This is a genomic window from Pradoshia sp. TA40_28 (genome assembly GCF_059694525.1).
In genome coordinates this window covers 161,697-179,175 of sequence record NZ_JCATZO010000007.1, presented here as the reverse complement: position 1 = coordinate 179,175, position 17,479 = coordinate 161,697, and the positions used below count along the sequence as shown (strand labels likewise).

The following is a 17,479-nucleotide window of genomic DNA, read 5'->3' as shown; positions in this document are numbered from 1 at the left end:
GTTAAACGCTAATTATGTTATTTTTAACTTGATAAGGATTGGAGGAGGTTAGAGGATGGTTGATTACACAGTAACACTTGCAATAGCAAGTATCATAACGTTGGGATTTTTTATTGGACATATGTTTTGGAATGCGTAATCCCTTAAAAAGCCCCTATAAAATAACCAGATAATTACTCAAAATTTAAGCGCTATCATTTGACCGTTTGCTATAATAGAGAGTATGTTCTTAATAGTACGATAATTTTTAATAGGGGATGATGTAGGTGGAATATCGGATTGAAAAAGATACAATGGGAGAAGTGCGTGTTCCAGCTGAAAGCTATTGGGGAGCTCAAACAGAACGCAGCCGTAATAACTTTAAAATTGGTCAAGAGTTAATGCCGATTGAGATTGTCTATGCCTTTGCACACCTAAAAAAAGCTGCTGCCTATTCCAATTTTGAATTAGGTAATTTGTCAGAAGAAAAAAAGAATGCAATATCATATGTTTGTGACGAAATTATCGCAGGAAGTTTAGATAGTGAATTTCCTTTAAAAGTATGGCAAACCGGAAGTGGTACCCAAAGTAATATGAACATAAATGAAGTGGTGGCACGTAAAGGGAATGAATGGTTGGAGAAGAATGGATATGAAGCAACATTACATCCGAATGATGATGTAAATATGTCACAAAGTTCTAATGATACATACCCAACGGCTTTACATATTGCTGCTTATGATACTATACATAGAAATGTACTACCCGAAATTATTTCTTTTAGAAAAGTGCTGCAAGAAAAAGAACAGGAATTTATGGATATTGTTAAGATTGGACGTACTCACCTTCAGGATGCTACTCCATTAACACTTGGACAGGAAATAAGCGGATGGAGATACAGCTTTGAGCGTTCTGAACAGATGATTAAGGAAAGTGCTGAGAAAATGCTTAGCCTGGCGATTGGTGGTACTGCTGTTGGAACAGGGATTAATGCTCACCTTGAATTTGGTGATAAGACAGCGGGATATATATCTGAACAAACCGGATATAACTTTATTTCGTCGCCAAATAAATTTCATGCATTGACGAGCCATGATGAGATTGTTTATGCACATGGTGCATTAAAGGCTTTAGCAATGGATGCGATGAAAGTCGCTAATGATATTCGCTGGTTGGCAAGTGGCCCTCGCAGTGGGATCGGAGAAATTACCATTCCGGCAAATGAACCTGGAAGTTCTATTATGCCTGGTAAGGTGAATCCAACGCAAAGTGAAGCATTAACTATGGTTGCTGTTCAGGTATTGGGAAATGATACATCCATTGGTTTTGCAGCAAGTCAGGGGAACTTTGAATTAAATGTATTTAAACCTGTGATTGCGTATAATTTCCTGCAATCTGCCAGACTGTTGGCAGATGCGCTAAAATCTTTCAGGTTTAATTGTCTGGTAGGTCTTGAGGCAAATATTGAACGTATCCAAAAGAATGTTGAATCCTCCCTCATGCTTGTAACGGCGCTAAATCCGCATATAGGGTATGAGAAAGCAGCTGGGATTGCAAAACTTGCCTTTAAAGATAATAGTACGTTAAAAGAAGCAGCCTTAAAATTGGGTTATTTAACATCAGAAGAGTTTGATCAATGGGTAAATCCAAAAGATATGGTCAAACAAAAAGGCTGAAAATAACATTAGAAACCCCCTTCCGAATCATTCGGAAGGGGGTTTTAGCCATTTATATGAAGTTTTAATTAAGATTGAGAATTACCGCTCATTTGTTGCTCACCCATACGCACAAGTCGTTTGGTGATTTCTCCTCCAACAGATCCGTTCGCACGCGCTGTTGTTTCAGCACCCAGTTGTACCCCGAATTCGTTGGAAATTTCGTATTTCATTTGATTAATTGCTTCTGCTGCTCCTGGGGCAACCAATTGATTAGATGAATTACTGTTACTATTATTTTGACTCATATATAAGCTCCTCCATTATAAGTTAATTAGTTTGGCTGGGTCAGTCGGATTTGAACCGACAACAGGAAATTATCGTATGAAATCTCCAAAGCCCTTTAACGGCTTGACCCAAAGTTGTAAGTTTTGCGTCTTTCTAATAGCTAGTATGGAAGGGGTCACTTTAATTTATACACAGATATAGAAGTAAAAATTGGAATTACGCAGAAATGTCCGCAAAAGAGGTACTGAGACAGATAAATATTAATTTTACTGTCAGTAAACATAAAAATCTGACTAAGTGAAACGCTAAGGGAAAGACAAAGGTTAGGGGCGAATGTGATATGGAGTGTCCTTTATGTAATGGTTTAACTACCATCGTTTATCCATGTAAAGAGTGCGGCACAAGCATGGGTGATTTTGGAAAGGTGATGGATTACTATGATGATTACAGTGCATATCTGGAAACAGATATACAGAAGCAAACGGATGGTGATCCTCAATCAGTGGAACAGGCTGTATGCAGACATCTTTTATCATGCAGCCGATGTGGAAATGATGAGGTCATATCAATTCATGAAATGAATATTTAGAAATATATGGGGGTTATAACGAAAAAGAGAGGAAAATGGATTGGGAAGGAATCAAAAAGCCAAATCCATAAAGAGAATTTGGCTTCTTTTACCTTATCTATTTAAGGACGAATTCTAATTTCAGTTTCTATATCGAAGAAGTGAGCTTTGTTCATATCAAGGCCTAATTTTAACGTATCCATTGGACTGATATCAGTACGAGAATCAATACGTGCCACGACAGATTGACCTTCAATTTGTGTATAGAGCATTGTTTCAGCACCCATTAGTTCTGCTACTTCGATTTGGCAGGTAACGGTTGTTCCGGCAGATGCATCTATGAACACAGGCTCATCATGAATATCCTCCGGACGAATACCAAGTACCACTTCTTTGCCTACATAACCTTGTTTACGAAGATAGCTTAATTTTCCTTCAGGAACGGCAATACGTGTACTGCCAGCTACAAAATAGCCATCTTCTAATTTCCCATTAATAAAGTTCATGGCAGGGGAGCCGATAAATCCACCTACAAAGATATTTTCAGGGTTTTCGTAAACGTCTTTAGGAGCACCAACTTGATGAATATAGCCATCTTTCATAACAACTAGACGAGTAGCCATTGTCATAGCTTCTGTTTGGTCATGTGTTACATAAATGGTTGTAGTATTCAATCTTTGGTGGAGTTTAGCGATTTCAGCACGCATTTGTACACGCAATTTAGCATCAAGGTTTGACAAAGGTTCATCCATAAGGAATACTTTTGCATCACGAACTATGGCACGGCCTAACGCAACACGTTGGCGTTGACCACCGGAAAGAGCTTTTGGTTTACGATTTAAATATTCTTCAAGTCCGAGAATACGAGCAGCATCTTTAACACGGCGATCGATTTCAGCTTTGTCAAATTTACGGAGCTTTAATCCAAAAGCCATATTATCATATACGCTCATATGAGGATATAAGGCATAGTTCTGGAAAACCATTGCAATATCGCGGTCTTTTGGCGGTACGTCATTTACGCGTTTATCATCAATATAAAAATCACCTTTAGAAATTTCTTCTAACCCGGCGATCATACGTAAGGTCGTAGATTTACCGCATCCTGATGGACCTACAAATACGATAAACTCTTTGTCCTGTATGTGTAAATTGAAATCGGTAACGGCAGTTACTTTATTGTCATAAACTTTATAAATATGTTCTAATTTTAACTCAGCCATCTTTAAAATGTCCTCCTTAAAAACCATTTAGTAATGAAACCCTTTTCACAATTTATTTTACTAGTCTAATAGTTAAAAATATATGTTCATGTTGCACAAATAAATCAGGTGGGAAATGGTCGGGTTGCACTTATTACTAATTTATATTCTCCAATAAGCGAATGGCCAGATAGGCACATAAGCTATCCTCAAATTTGCGGACATCCAGATTCGTAATTTCATAAAATTTATCAAGCCGATAATTTAGGGTGTTTCGGTGAAGAAATAGTTGTTTTGCAGCAACAGTCGCATTAGCGTTGGCTTCAATATAAATTTTAATAGTCTGGAGTAAATCCTTTTCATTTTCCAACGTGCCCAGTAAATTTTTTGCAAGGGTAATACATAAAGCTTGATTTTCACCTATTAATAAAAGATTAAGAAATGCGGAAGAAAATGTGATGACTTTATCTCTTGTATTATATAAACATATTGCTTTAAAACATGTATCTTCGGAATCAAAATATGTCATTATTTCCTCTGTAAGAGGATAATTATTTCCGATAAATAAGCGGATATGTGCATATAAATCACTTTCAAGAGTATGAATGATAGCGTTGAAATCCTGATTTGTTAGAACAATAGATTTGGTGTTCTCGATGATGACACCGTTATAGGGATCTTTCCAGCATATAACCGGGTCATGAAAGAACCCATTTATAGCATCGGAAAAGTCTGTAATATTGACTTCGTTGTTAGGTAAATGAAAATGGATAAAGCGGTAAGAGCTATCTTCTATTTGTTGTAATACTTCAGTATCTTGTTGATATAAGAGATTATGCCACTGAATTTGCTGGGTAGATCTGTTTAAATATTCAGTATAAAGAAAAAAGGGTTTCATAAAAACATTTAATATAGCTTTTTGATCGGGTGTAACAGACCTTTTAGGGATACCAATATATTTATTCGAGTTTTCTATGTACCAATAAAAGAACTGATCATCCAATGGATATGGAACACGGATAGCGTCTGGAAAGAGCATAAGTAAGTCGGTGTTCATGAATAATCCTCCATATAACTTATATCATAGTCATTGATTATCATATATATGATAAAGCATTAGTTCGTGTACTCTAGATTCTAATTCTTTTTTCGTTTTGTCCTCAGGTATGGTGTTGATCCAAGTAATGGAACCGTCTTTAAGGTAAATTCCTTTACACCTTTTTTTTTCATAGTAAAAGGAAAACTTCCAGCCAGGTATTTTTTCTGTTTCATATAATGATTTCCATTCAAAATGATTAATCATAGAATACACCTCAAATTCTAAATAGTAGAATAATCATTATTATACCGTTTAATATTTACGATTCATATTTATTAACACCTCATGAGCGGGAGATCTTCATCAAAATCCGCTCCAAAATAGGTTTTGAAGGTTGCATTTTAACAAGTAAGAAGTCTAAACTAATCATTACACAAAGGAAGTTAAAAAGGAGCTACTGTATGAATATCGTTATAACAATTGTCACTGTAGTAGTGGTGGGTGCCCTTATTGGCGGGATTACTAATGCCCTGGCTATTAAAATGCTATTCCACCCATATGAGGCTATTTATATTTTTGGAAAACGTTTGCCATTTACTCCTGGATTAATACCAAAAAGACGGGATGAATTGGCAATTCAAATGGGGAAAATGGTTGTTGAACACTTAATCACTCCTGAGAGTATTAAAAATAAATTGCTTACTGGAGCCGTAAAAGTAGAGGCTAAGAGAATTGGTGAAAATATGCTGGATAAGACCATTTTTTCTGATATCTCTATAGAGGAGGCGCTTCAAAAAGTAGGGATGGCTGACATTCCGGATACAATCGTAAAAAGACTGGAGGTTCAGTCAATTGATTGGTTAGAAGATTGGTACAGTCAAAATCAGCATAAGTCTTTAGCTACCTTTATTCCAGTAAGTGTAGAGGAAAAAATAGAACATAAAATACCGGATACCTCTAAATATATCTTGGATAAAGGGATAGCTTTTTTTGCCAGTAATCAAGGTAAGGATAGGCTTCAAAAAATGGCTGATGACTTCATGAAAGAACGTGGAAAACTCGGCGGAATTATTCAAATGCTGTTAGGCAATGTGAATCTGGGAGAGAAACTACAGCCGGAGATTATTAAATTCCTCTCAAATCCAGGGACTAAGGATACTTTAACGCAAATCCTTCATAATGAGTGGCATAAAATAAAGCAAAAGCAGCTTTCGGAAGTAGAACAATTTTATACATTGGATGAAATGAAGAGCTTGATTCATAAAGGAATCTTAACAGGTTATAACAAAATCGATTTATCTAATGTGACACTTAATCAGCTAACTGGTGGATGGAATGAGACTGTTAAAGGGAGATTACTGCCAAATGTAATTGATGCAGTTGCCACACTTCTGATTGAAAAAGTACCAGTTATCATGGAAAAATTAAAATTACAGGAAATTGTCCGTGATCAGGTTGCTTCGTTCCCAGTCACTCGTCTGGAAGAAATGGTTTTGTCAATCACAAAGAGCGAATTGAAAATGATTACGTATTTAGGAGCCGTATTAGGCGGGCTGATTGGCGCTTTCCAAGGAATCTTTATGATTATCATGAATTAAAATTGTTCTGTCGAACATACAATGGATGTATAATGTTTTTGATAATGGTATAGTAATGGAGACTTCAGTGTAAAAGAAAACAGGAGGTATATCATGGCAGTTAATTTATATGATTTAGCTTATTCAGTAGAAAAAGGAATACGTGAAAGTGCGGAGTACGCAGAATTAAAGAACCAGTACAATGCTATAATGTCTGATGATGAAGCAAGAACGATGTTTAATAATTTTAGAGACATTCAAATGAATCTTCAGCAAAAACAAATGATGGGTCAGGAAATTTCTGAAGAAGAAGTAATGCAGGCTCAAAAAACAGTAGCGCTTGTGCAGCAGCATGAAGCCATCTCTAAATTAATGGAAGCAGAACAAAAAATGAGTGTGATTCTTACGGATCTAAATCGTATTATCACTAAACCATTGGAAGACCTGTACGGAACACAATCCTAATTAAATAAAGAACCGTTTGAGCGCATGAATGTTCTCCACTAGTTAGACATCCTAACTAACGTGAAGAATAAAGTTCTGGAGCTCAAGCGGTTCTTTTTTTCTTTTAAACGGTTCTAATTCTGTGAAAAATCACATACAGAATGTATATGGGCATCATGAAAGGTGGACTGAACATCATGGTATACAAACTGTTAATGATTAATTTGGATGGTGCGCTTTTATCCTCAAAAGGAAAACTCCATACTCTTACAAGAGAATCAATAGAATATGTAGCTAAAAAGGGAGTAGAAGTGGCCCTGTTAAGCTCGAATACTTATGACCATACACAGAGAACAGGGAAAGCTCTCAAGTGTAATCCGCATATTATTTCACATCAAGGTGGGTTTATTCTGGAAAATCTCAAAAATCCCGTTTTTGTTAAACGAATACCTGAAGATACAACTCTTGATATCGTCCGATTTCTGGAAAAGTTAGGTGGACATATCCGTTTAATTCATGAGGATGTGACAATCGGAAACCGAGTGGATCTGCCCACTCCACTCTTTGCAAGAATCAAATGGACGCCGGGTGATACTAATATATATGCCCAACAATTTGTTGACTCTCTTGAAGAGTATTTAAGCAGCCATCCAATGTCGCCACTGCAAATTGATATATATACGGATAATAAACAGGATAGAGCAGATGCGAAAGCCGGTCTCGAAGCGATGTTTGACAATGTAAAGATTCAGGAGGATCAGTCTAATAAGCTCGTAATTTTGCCAGAACAGGCTACGAAAGAGAAAGCATTTAATTACTTGTTAAAAAGCAGAGGCCTATCAGTAAATGAAGTTGTTTTAATTGGCTGTGATTTGGATGAATCAGAACTGGTAAGAAGAGCGGGATTAGGGGTTGCTATAGCAAATGCAGATATTGAGGTTAAGCGTTCAGCCAAATGGATTACCCGGAGTAATGATGAGTTGGGTGTGGCCTACCTGATTAAAGAGGTATTTAGAAGACAGCATCCGATTGGATTCTTAAAGAAGATGAATATCAAGATTGATTAATCGCATGGTATATAAGAGAAAGTAGAATAAGTTGGAAAAGGATAGCTGCATGGGCTGTCCTTTTTTATGTTTTATTAGGCTGAATATCCTCTAACCTAAATAGTCATGATAAGGAAGATGGGAAATTCATGATTGACCACTGTCTTCATGTTTTAGTAAACTGATATGTATTGAATTTTGAAAAGGGGATAGGCATGCGTATTTTAATAAATGGCATTGCAGATGAAAGGCTTTATCGACCTTTGTCTTTGATTGCGGACTTATTTTTTGAAGAAGCAACTTTACTCATCGATAATAAAACACCGTCAGATCTAACGATTACGTTAAATCAAGAAATCATTGATCATACATTATATACAAAAGCAGAATTAGAGGATTTTTCAAACAATAATGTGTATGAGTCCACATTTAATAGAGAGGTCATAGATCCTACTGATGAAAAGGCAGTTTTCAAGCAACGAAAGCATTCATTCTCCTATGTATTTCTGAAAGTGCTTGAGCAACAAACGGGAATCATTCAAAAATGGGGATTGTTAACCGGTATTCGTCCGACTAAATTATGGCATCAATATGTAAAAAGAGAGATAGATGCGTCTGTTGCAAAAAGAGAGCTGCGTAATTCTTATTCGATTTCAAATGAAAAATTAGATTTGTTGGAAGAAATTGCTGCCCGTCAATTAGATGTCCTTCCTGATTTATATGATTTGAAAAGGGAAGTAAGCATTTATATAGGAATTCCTTTCTGCCCTACTAAATGTGCATATTGTACGTTTCCTGCCTATGCCATTAATGGGCGTCAGGGAAATGTGACTTCATTCCTTGGAGGGCTTCATTACGAAATGCGAGAAATCGGTAAATGGCTGAAGGATAATAACGTGAAGATCACAACCATCTACTTTGGCGGCGGGACACCGACAAGTATTTCAGCTGAAGAAATGGACATGCTTTATGAAGAATTATATGAATCATTTCCAGATGTGTCCAAAGTGCGGGAAATAACGGTGGAAGCGGGCCGTCCTGATACCATTACACCGGAAAAATTGAAGGTCCTTAAAAAATGGAATATTGATCGAATCAGTATTAATCCACAGTCTTATACACAAGAAACATTGAAGGCAATTGGGCGACATCACACAGTGGAAGAAACAATCGAGAAATATAAGATGGCAAAAGAAGCCGGTATGAATAATGTGAATATGGATTTAATTATTGGGTTGCCAGGTGAAGGTGTTGCAGAATTGAAGAATAGCTTGGATGAAACAGAAAAACTAATGCCTGAATCATTGACTGTCCATACATTATCCTTCAAGCGGGCTTCTGAGATGACGAGAAATAAAATGCGCTATAAAGTGGCGGACCGTACAGAAGTGGAACAAATGATGAATGAAGCTGAAAAATGGACGGCAGCCCATGGATATCATCCATACTATTTATATAGACAAAAGAATATTTTAGGTAACCTTGAGAATGTCGGGTATGCTTTACCTGGAATGGAGAGTCTATATAATATACTAATCATGGAGGAACAGCAGACAATCTTAGGACTTGGATGTGGAGCGGCCAGCAAATTTATAGATCCTGAGACTGGGAAAATTACTCACTTCGCCAATCCAAAAGATCCTAAATCCTATAATGAGGGTTATGAACATTATACAAATAAAAAAATAGAATTCTTAAAAGAACTGTTATTGCGATAAATAAACAACCGAGTTGTCCAATTTGGAGAGAAACTCGGTTGTTTTTTCTATTTAATAGACAAAAAAATCTAAATAATTACACTTTTTAGTATTAAAACGCTTGCAAAAACATTTATAATAAAAATATATCAAATTTGAAAGGGGTTTTTGCCCGTGAAACCTGCCTCTGTTATCAAGAGCGTAGTTGTGCAAAAGGAAGGCACTGTCGCTACAGTATCACTAAACCGTCCTGAAGTATTGAATGCTCTTAATAAAGAGATGCTCGTGGAATTAAACAAAGAATTGAAAGCCTTGAGTCTTGATGAAGAAATTACAATTATTATTCTTAAAGGAAATGGGAACGGATTTTGCTCAGGCGGCGATATTAAATCGATGTTTAATTTGGGCAATGAAAAAGACTTTTATGGAATAATGGATTGTATTAATGAACTAGCCATGGCTATGTACACGATGCCTAAGTTAACCATTGCAGCAGTTCACGGGGCAGCAGCGGGACTTGGATTCAGTCTTGCCTTAGCGACCGATTGCATCATTGCGGAGCAGAAGAGTAAATTAGCCATGAATTTTATTGGGATTGGCTTGATTCCTGATGGCGGAGGACATTTTTTCCTAGAACGAAGGCTTGGAGAATTAAGAGCCCAAGAAGTAATCTGGGAAGGCAGTGTAATGAATGCTGAGCAGGCATCAGAAATTGGCTTGGTTGATGTGGTAGCGCAGGATAATCTTGAAGATGAGATACGGAGAAAAGTGGAAGAATGGCAAGCAAAGCCAATCCTATCCATGATTCGTACGAAAAAAATACTGGCAGAAACAAACCGTCCTAAATTATTAAAGATGTTGGAGTTGGAAAAACATTCACAGTTTGTGATGAGGCAAACGGAAGATCATGCAGAAGGCATTCAAGCGTTCATAGAAAAAAGAAAACCAAATTTTAAAGGGAAATAAAATAAGAAGGTCTGTGCAATTCCTGAGTCATAGCAAGGATTGTACAGACCTTATTTCTATCTATGAAATAATATAAGCTTGCCAAGCGGTGAGGTGAATCGATGTGTCTTTTCTTCATATCCTTTTTCATCCAGCAGCCGTTGTCCCATTTCTTTGGCCAAATCGTCATTCTCTGCCTGAATTGATTCTTCCAATATCTTTTCACCATTTGTCTCAAATACGGTTAATTTATAGGTTTTCATCTCTATACCTCCTATATTTACACTGATCTATCAGATGATTTTATTTTCGCATATAAAGTAAAAATTTGTAAAGTTTAGAATTACCTTTCAATTACAGAGCGGTGTGTATTAGAATAAATATAGATATTGAAAAAGGGGGGAATCTTTTTTGTCTTTGTCGGTAACTAATGTGAGTAAAAGATTCGGTAAATTTACAGCAGTGAATAATCTGTCACTTGATGTGCCGGAGGGTACGATGTTTGGGATGCTCGGAGCAAATGGAGCCGGTAAAACAACAACTTTCCGAATGATTCTCGGTTTGTTGGATCCAACAGAAGGGAGTATCAGTTGGAAGGGAAAGAAAATTGATTATTCTACAAGCGCAACGATTGGGTATCTGCCTGAAGAGCGGGGATTGTACCCAAAGATTAAAACAGGTGAACAATTAATTTATTTGGCTCGTTTACGAGGAATGAGCAGATCTGATGCCATAAAAGAGGCAAAAGATTGGCTGGATCGTTTTAATGTCCCGCAGTATTACGATAAGAAGGTTGGCGATCTTTCTAAAGGGAATCAGCAAAAAATACAATTTATTGCGTCAGTTATACATAAGCCTGAATTATTAATTTTAGATGAACCTTTTAGCGGGTTAGATCCTGTGAATGTAGAAGTATTAAAGAAAGCTGTACATGATTTAAGAAGAGAAGGAACGACGATCGTATTTTCCAGCCACCGAATGGAACACGTAGAAGAATTATGTGAACAGCTCTGTATACTTCAAAATGGGCAGGCAATTGTTAAGGGGTCACTAAAGGATATAAAACGTTCCTTTGGTAAAAAGAATATTGTCATCCATGCTGATTTTGCGCTGGATTTCCTGAATAATTATCCTGGTGTCACAAAAGCAACAGAAGTAACAGAAGGCATCCATTTGCAAATTACCAATGAGAAGGATGCCGAGTTGATATTACAGGACACAGTCAAACACGGCTTTATACGTAAATTTGAATTGGAAGAACCATCCTTGAAGGATATTTTCATTGAAAAGGTTGGTGCTCAATATGAATAAGTTTTGGATAATGACGTTTCAAACCTATATCTCAAAGGTTAAAAGTAGGTCTTTTATCGTATCAACAGCCATTATATTAGTAATGGTCCTAGCCTTTATGAACCTAGATCGAATCGTTGGTATGTTCGACAAAAGTGAGACAACGATTGGGGTAGTAGAAGAATCAGGAAGTTTTTATTCTGCGTTAGAAAATCAGCTTAAGGGCGGTGGAAGTGAATTAAGACTAGAAGCATATAAAACAGAAGCTGCCGCAAAGAAAGCTGAAGAAGAAGGGGAACTGGAAGGGTATTTAGTGCTGAGGGAACAGGATGATGTTCCGATAGGTGTTTATAAGGCCCAATCCATAGCCAATTCGAATGAAAGTACTGAAATCCAAAATGCTTTGCAGCAGATTCAAACAAGTGTGTTAACAAAGAAGGTTAATATTACGGATGAACAGCTGGCAGCTATATACAAACCTGTTTCGTTTGAAGTTGTCCCATTGAATGATCAGGCAAAATCGGAAGAAGAGCTGGATCAGGCCCGGGGTCTTGTCTATGTTATGATATTTGTGATTTATTTCTCCGTAGTTGTATATGCCAGTATGATCGCCAATGAAGTGGCTATTGAGAAATCCTCCCGAGTCATGGAAATTTTAATATCGAGTGTGTCACCCATTCAGCAAATGTTTGCGAAAATAACCGGTATTGCACTTTTGACATTAACTCAGCTTGCCATATTTGTGATAGTTGGCTATTTTTCGTTTAAAAACAATAGCAGTGGGATGGGAGAAATCTTCGAAGCTTTTGGGTTTGATAATATGAAAGCAAAAACAATTGTTTATGCGATTTTATTTACCTTCTTAGGCTATTTACTGTATGCAACGATGGCAGCCTGCCTTGGCTCTTTAGTAAGTAAGATTGAAGATTTACAACAGATGATTATGCCAATGACTATGTTGGTAATTCTCGGATTTATGCTTGCCATGATGGGGCTTACTAATCCGGAAGCAAAATTTATAACGGTTACTTCCTATATCCCATTCTTTTCGCCTATGCTTATGTTTATGCGAATCGGAATGCTTGAAATCTCTAATATTGAAATTGCCATAAGTGTTGGCATTCTGCTTGTGACGATAGGTTTATTAGCCTATATTGGAGCCAAAGTCTATAAAGGCGGAGTATTATTGTATGGAAATACTAGTTCATTTAAAGATATTAAAAAAGCACTCGATTTGACAAACAGCAATAAATAAAATGATATTTGCTCGCTTCCGATCTCGGGAGTGAGTTTTTTTATGTTTCTTAGCGGTCAGCTCACCTTGCAGAGACTCCAGTACTTCTCCCGGCTGATTAGAGAGAGTAGCAATAAATAAGTTTAGTCCATAACAAGATGATTGAAATTGAGTTTTTTAATTAGAAAAAGGTAAATTGAATAATTGTTTGTAGTAAAATGGCATGGAAGGAGTGTGGTACAGTGCGAGGTGTAAAATTTATACACGCAGCAGACCTGCATTTAGGCAGCGTCTTTACAGGGTTTCAACATATGCATGGTGCCATTTATGATCAAATAAAAAACAGTGGATATATGGCCTTAACAAAGCTTGTGGACAAGGCGATTCAGGAAAGAATTGATTTTGTTATTTTTGCTGGAGATATTTATGATCATGAAGATCGGAACTTGAAGGCACAATTAAAATTCAAGTCTGAAATGGAACGATTAAATCACCATTCTATCCCTGTCTATCTGATTCATGGAAACCATGATTATATAAATGGTAATTTTTTTGATATTAGCTTACCTCCAAATGTTTATGTTTATGGACATGAAGTAGAAGTTAAACAATTTATCAAAGAAGATGATGGAACCACCGTGAGTTTGTATGGTTTCAGCTACGATAAACGTCATATTCATGAGCGGGTCATTCAGGAGTATAAACATACGGGCACAGGTGATTATCATATTGGGATCTTGCACGGAAATTTAGATGGAGAGAGTGCCCATGGAAACTATGCACCTTTTTCGAGAAGTGAGCTACTCAGTAAACAATTTGATTATTGGGCCCTTGGGCATATTCACAAAAGGATGGAGATCCTCCATGACCCGCCGGCTATTTATCCAGGATGCCTTCAGGGCAGGAATAAAAAAGAAACAGGTGAAAAAGGCTTCTATATGGTTTCTTTGTCAGAATCAAATACTTCTTTAGAGTTTGTACCAGTATCGACAATGGAATGGAAAACAGAAACAATAGATGCAAGTCATATACTATCAGTAGATGAACTTATAGCATGTCTGGAAAGAGCAAAAGAAGAGGCTTATGAGCCGGATAAGTATATTCTGTTGAATATGGTCATTGATGCTTCCACAGTCGATTCCAGTCAAGAATGGCTTTACGTAGATATGGACAGTTTACTGGAAGGTATTCAGGATGAGGAGGAACTGAATGAGCCATTTGTATGGATTCACTCCTGTACATTGGTTCCGCCTCATTATACAAGTGGGAATGGCGGGGTGTCTGAAACATTTATGGACGAGCTTTTGAGGAACACTGCCAATATGAATTCTGAACAATATAAACAATATGGAGAAGCTCTCTTTACTCATTCTACGGCCAGAAAGTACCTGGAATCATGGGAGGAAAGTGAGTGGCAGCAAATTTTGGACGAGGCAACGTTAGAATTAGTAAAGCGTTTAAATCGTTGAAATGAGGAGAACATGCTTTGATTATAAAAAAAATACATATATACGGATTTGGTAAATTTGTAGACTACCAACTTGATTTAACTTCAAATATAAATATTTTCTTTGGAGAAAATGAAGCGGGTAAATCTACTATTTTCTCCTTTATCCATGCGATGCTATTTGGTTTCCCGGCAAAAAATCAAACAACCTCCACTTATGAACCAACAGGAGGCAGCCGATATGGCGGGATGCTGGTCATGGAGCTTCCTGAAATCGGTGAAATAAAAATTGAAAGAGTTAAAGGGCATCAGGGGACAGATTGTCAGGTTTATGACAAGTTCGGGAAAGTTGGCGGAGAAGAGAGAATAAAAGAGTGGTTAAAAGGAGTAGACCGAGAATTTTACGAATCCATATATTCCTTTAATTTAGACGGTCTGCAGGACATTTATCGGTTGGAAGAGGATCAATTGGGGAAATATCTCTTTTTTGCAGGTATGAGCGGTAGTGAGAAACTTTGGGATATGGAAGCGGGCCTGCAAAAACAAATGGATAGCCTGTTTAAGCCGGGAGGAAAAAAACCACTTATAAATCAAAAGCTTTCAGAATTGAAACAAAGCTCCCTTGCCATTCAGAAAGCAAGAGAGAAAGAGAAAAGCTATAATACGTTTTTGGATAAAAAAAGGAAATTAATTGAAGATATATCTAGTTATCAAGAAAAAATAGATCAAAATAAAGCCCAATTAATTCATTTAAAAGATTGGCAGAGGCTGTTGCCAAGCATTCAAGAGCTGGCTGCTATTGACGCCCGTCTTGATGAATTGAACGTGTCTTCTTTCCCGGTAAATGGGATGGGACGTATGGAAAAAATAGAAGCTGAGAGGACGGCAAAAGAAACATTAGTAAAGACTCAGTTAAATAAACTAAAAGACCTCCAGGATGAAAAGGATGATCTAGAAGTCAATGAACAGTGGCTGGCAAGTGCTGAAAGGGTACGACAAGCTGAGCTTTACTGTGATAAATTGAATGTCTTAAACGAGGAGATTCAGACCCAATCAATTGATTGGAAGCATATAGAGGATAAAATCATAAAACTGCAGGGAGAATTGCACACACAATTTACTCCAGAAGTGATTGAAGGCTTTGATACAAGTATCTTTCGCAAAGAAGAAATTAAACAGCTTGAATTAGAGAAGCACACACTTATCAAGAAGAAGATGGAGCTAGATACACAACTTGAAAAAGAACGGGTAAAATTAGAACAAATTGAACAAATCATAGATATTTATGAGAAAAAATTACTGCCTGACTATGAAAGAGAACGATTGAAAAAAACAGTAGAACAGTTTAATTATGTTGATCAGGCAGCTCAGGAAGAAAAATCGGCAAAGGAAGTCATTAAACGTTTAAAACAACGACGGGACCAAGCTTTGAAATCCGAGCAAAAGGGTAAGAAAAAACAGACAGTTATCTTTGGCTCTTTCCTATTCGCTATCATAATGGCGATTCTTTTACTCGTTATAGGGGGACAACTGCCAATTGGGATTGGAATAATAGTGGCAGTTGTCATTACCGTTCTTCTTATATTTATGAATTCCATGAACGGCAATCAGCTGCAATCAGAGGAATTAAACAAAGAAATTGCATACTATGAGAAACTAATAAAAGAATCATCTGTGATAAGTGTAGATGAACAAAGCTACAGAATGCAGCAAAAACTCCTTGAAGAGGATACGGAAAATAGAGAAAGGTGCAAGCTGGAATCACTGCGTAAAGAGCAACAGGAAGCGATATTTGACAGTTTAATTGATGCATTTGAGGAATGGGAAAAAGAGTTGGCTGTTTGTGAGAAAAAATTGATATCCCTTGGAAATGAATGGTCACTGCCTGATGATGTCTCCCGTACCATGCTTTCTGATGCTTTCGAGCGAATTGAACAGATTAAAAATCTGATCTTGGAGAAGAACAAGTTATCTTCATTGCTTTCTTATAATAAAGAGAAAAAGGTTGAGTATATCCGATATATTCAAAAGCTTGCAGAGGAATTTGGTGTGGCGATCAACCAAAGCATTGAGCAAATAAACCGCTCTATTATTCAAAAGTATAAGGAAAATGAATTGGCCTATAGGCAAAAAAATACACTTGGCGAAAAAATAGAAGAGCTTGAGGAGGAAATTAAACCGCTTCAGGACATTTGCATACAGCTTAATCAAGAAAAGCAACAGTTACTTCAGGAAGCAGAGTGCCATCATGTGGAAGAGTTCTATCAGCGTGGGAGAGATTCTGCGGAACGAAATCAGCTGAGCTCTGTGAAGAGACAATTGATAGGGCAGCTGGGAAACTATTCGGATCTTAATCTATATCATACTATTACAGAATTGGTTTTAAAGGAAAGAATAGCAGAGAAAGAGAGAGAGCTTGATAGCTATGAGGCCGCATTAAACCGCTTAAGAAAAAGAGTGGCTGAGGTGAAATATGAGATTACAAGGCTTGAAGAAGATGGGACTGTCGAGGAGTTGCTTCACAACCATCAAATAATCAAACAAGAATTCCAGCTATTGGCTAAAAAATGGACAACTTTAAGTATTACGAAGGGTGCTTTAGCTGAATCGATAAAATCGTATAAGGAAGAAAAATTGCCGGCAATTATTGAAAGGGCCAATGAGTATTTACGTAATCTAACAAATGGAAGATATGTGAAAATCCTATTTTCGGAAGATGGACAGGGACTTTCATTATTGGACCATAATGGAATGCAGGTCAACTCTAAAACATTGAGCAGAGGGACAGCTGAACTTACCTATGTTTCCATAAGACTTGCTTTAGCTGGAACTATTGATGGAAGGAAAGAATGGCCGCTTATCATGGATGATACGTTTGTTAATTTTGATGATAAGCGATCAGAGCGAATGATATCTCTGTTAAAGCATATTAGTAAAGAGGGGAATCAGATTCTCTTTTTCACCTGCCATGATCATATAGCAGCTATGTTTGATAAGCAGGATGTTATCCAATTAACAAGATAATTTTAAGCTAATAATTTTGGTTTGCATGATATAATAAAAATGGA

At 37.0% G+C, this 17,479-nt stretch carries 16 protein-coding genes; 11 read left to right on the top strand and 5 right to left on the bottom strand.

All coding sequences use genetic code 11. The annotated features are described in order from the left end of the window. Positions 1 to 266 precede the first annotated feature (266 nt). Positions 267 to 1,655, top strand: coding sequence for a class II fumarate hydratase (gene fumC, locus AC58NB_RS11555; protein WP_497426981.1), 1,389 nt, complete (start codon positions 267 to 269; stop codon positions 1,653 to 1,655). A gap of 68 nt (positions 1,656 to 1,723) precedes the next feature. On the opposite strand, the gene AC58NB_RS11550 is transcribed toward fumC, so the two are convergent. After that, positions 1,724 to 1,942 (bottom strand): alpha/beta-type small acid-soluble spore protein, encoded by a 219-nt coding sequence (locus tag AC58NB_RS11550; protein WP_497426980.1) that lies wholly within the window; start codon positions 1,940 to 1,942, stop codon positions 1,724 to 1,726. Positions 1,943 to 2,262: 320 nt separating this feature from the next. Here AC58NB_RS11550 and AC58NB_RS11545 point away from each other — a divergent pair, with 320 nt between their 5' ends. Beyond that, on the top strand, positions 2,263 to 2,511 hold the full coding sequence (locus AC58NB_RS11545; RefSeq protein WP_497426979.1) for a hypothetical protein: 249 nt from the start codon (positions 2,263 to 2,265) through the stop codon (positions 2,509 to 2,511). A gap of 101 nt (positions 2,512 to 2,612) precedes the next feature. On the opposite strand, the gene AC58NB_RS11540 is transcribed toward AC58NB_RS11545, so the two are convergent. The 3 genes from AC58NB_RS11540 to AC58NB_RS11530 all read right to left on the bottom strand — a co-directional run bounded on the left by AC58NB_RS11540 (position 2,613) and on the right by AC58NB_RS11530 (position 4,995). Continuing rightward, entirely contained in the window at positions 2,613 to 3,713 is a 1,101-nt protein-coding gene (locus AC58NB_RS11540; RefSeq protein ID WP_497426978.1) for an ABC transporter ATP-binding protein, read from the bottom strand. A gap of 136 nt (positions 3,714 to 3,849) precedes the next feature. After that, entirely contained in the window at positions 3,850 to 4,749 is a 900-nt protein-coding gene (locus tag AC58NB_RS11535; protein ID WP_497426977.1) for a PucR family transcriptional regulator, read from the bottom strand. Between the two features lie 30 nt (positions 4,750 to 4,779). Then, on the bottom strand, positions 4,780 to 4,995 hold the full coding sequence (locus AC58NB_RS11530) for a YheE family protein (RefSeq protein WP_497426976.1): 216 nt from the start codon (positions 4,993 to 4,995) through the stop codon (positions 4,780 to 4,782). Positions 4,996 to 5,192: 197 nt separating this feature from the next. Between AC58NB_RS11530 and AC58NB_RS11525 the strand changes: the two genes are divergently transcribed. From AC58NB_RS11525 to AC58NB_RS11505, 5 genes are all read left to right on the top strand, one after another. After that, the gene (locus AC58NB_RS11525; protein WP_497426975.1) at positions 5,193 to 6,329 is read left to right on the top strand and encodes a DUF445 domain-containing protein; all 1,137 of its coding nucleotides are present in this window, start codon (positions 5,193 to 5,195) and stop codon (positions 6,327 to 6,329) included. Between the two features lie 93 nt (positions 6,330 to 6,422). Beyond that, positions 6,423 to 6,773 (top strand): YlbF/YmcA family competence regulator, encoded by a 351-nt coding sequence (locus tag AC58NB_RS11520; protein ID WP_497426974.1) that lies wholly within the window; start codon positions 6,423 to 6,425, stop codon positions 6,771 to 6,773. 176 nt (positions 6,774 to 6,949) lie between these two features. Further along, entirely contained in the window at positions 6,950 to 7,819 is an 870-nt protein-coding gene (locus tag AC58NB_RS11515) for an HAD hydrolase family protein (protein ID WP_497426973.1), read from the top strand. 194 nt (positions 7,820 to 8,013) lie between these two features. Further along, the gene (locus tag AC58NB_RS11510; protein WP_497426972.1) at positions 8,014 to 9,516 is read left to right on the top strand and encodes a coproporphyrinogen III oxidase; all 1,503 of its coding nucleotides are present in this window, start codon (positions 8,014 to 8,016) and stop codon (positions 9,514 to 9,516) included. 153 nt (positions 9,517 to 9,669) lie between these two features. Further along, positions 9,670 to 10,461 (top strand): enoyl-CoA hydratase, encoded by a 792-nt coding sequence (locus AC58NB_RS11505; RefSeq protein WP_497426971.1) that lies wholly within the window; start codon positions 9,670 to 9,672, stop codon positions 10,459 to 10,461. A 56-nt stretch (positions 10,462 to 10,517) separates the two neighbouring features. On the opposite strand, the gene AC58NB_RS11500 is transcribed toward AC58NB_RS11505, so the two are convergent. Then, the gene (locus AC58NB_RS11500) at positions 10,518 to 10,703 is read right to left on the bottom strand and encodes a YhzD family protein (protein ID WP_497426970.1); all 186 of its coding nucleotides are present in this window, start codon (positions 10,701 to 10,703) and stop codon (positions 10,518 to 10,520) included. Positions 10,704 to 10,851: 148 nt separating this feature from the next. Between AC58NB_RS11500 and AC58NB_RS11495 the strand changes: the two genes are divergently transcribed. The 4 genes from AC58NB_RS11495 (at position 10,852) to AC58NB_RS11480 (ending at position 17,435) form a co-directional block, all read left to right on the top strand. Further along, the gene (locus AC58NB_RS11495; RefSeq protein WP_497426969.1) at positions 10,852 to 11,751 is read left to right on the top strand and encodes an ABC transporter ATP-binding protein; all 900 of its coding nucleotides are present in this window, start codon (positions 10,852 to 10,854) and stop codon (positions 11,749 to 11,751) included. Continuing rightward, a complete protein-coding gene (locus tag AC58NB_RS11490) occupies positions 11,744 to 12,985 on the top strand; it encodes an ABC transporter permease (RefSeq protein WP_497426968.1) in 1,242 nt (413 codons plus the stop codon). Before AC58NB_RS11495 ends, AC58NB_RS11490 begins: the two co-directional genes overlap by 8 nt. Positions 12,986 to 13,206: 221 nt before the next feature. After that, positions 13,207 to 14,433 (top strand): metallophosphoesterase family protein, encoded by a 1,227-nt coding sequence (locus AC58NB_RS11485; RefSeq protein WP_497426967.1) that lies wholly within the window; start codon positions 13,207 to 13,209, stop codon positions 14,431 to 14,433. A 17-nt stretch (positions 14,434 to 14,450) separates the two neighbouring features. After that, the gene (locus AC58NB_RS11480; RefSeq protein WP_497426966.1) at positions 14,451 to 17,435 is read left to right on the top strand and encodes an ATP-binding protein; all 2,985 of its coding nucleotides are present in this window, start codon (positions 14,451 to 14,453) and stop codon (positions 17,433 to 17,435) included. Positions 17,436 to 17,479 lie beyond the last annotated feature (44 nt).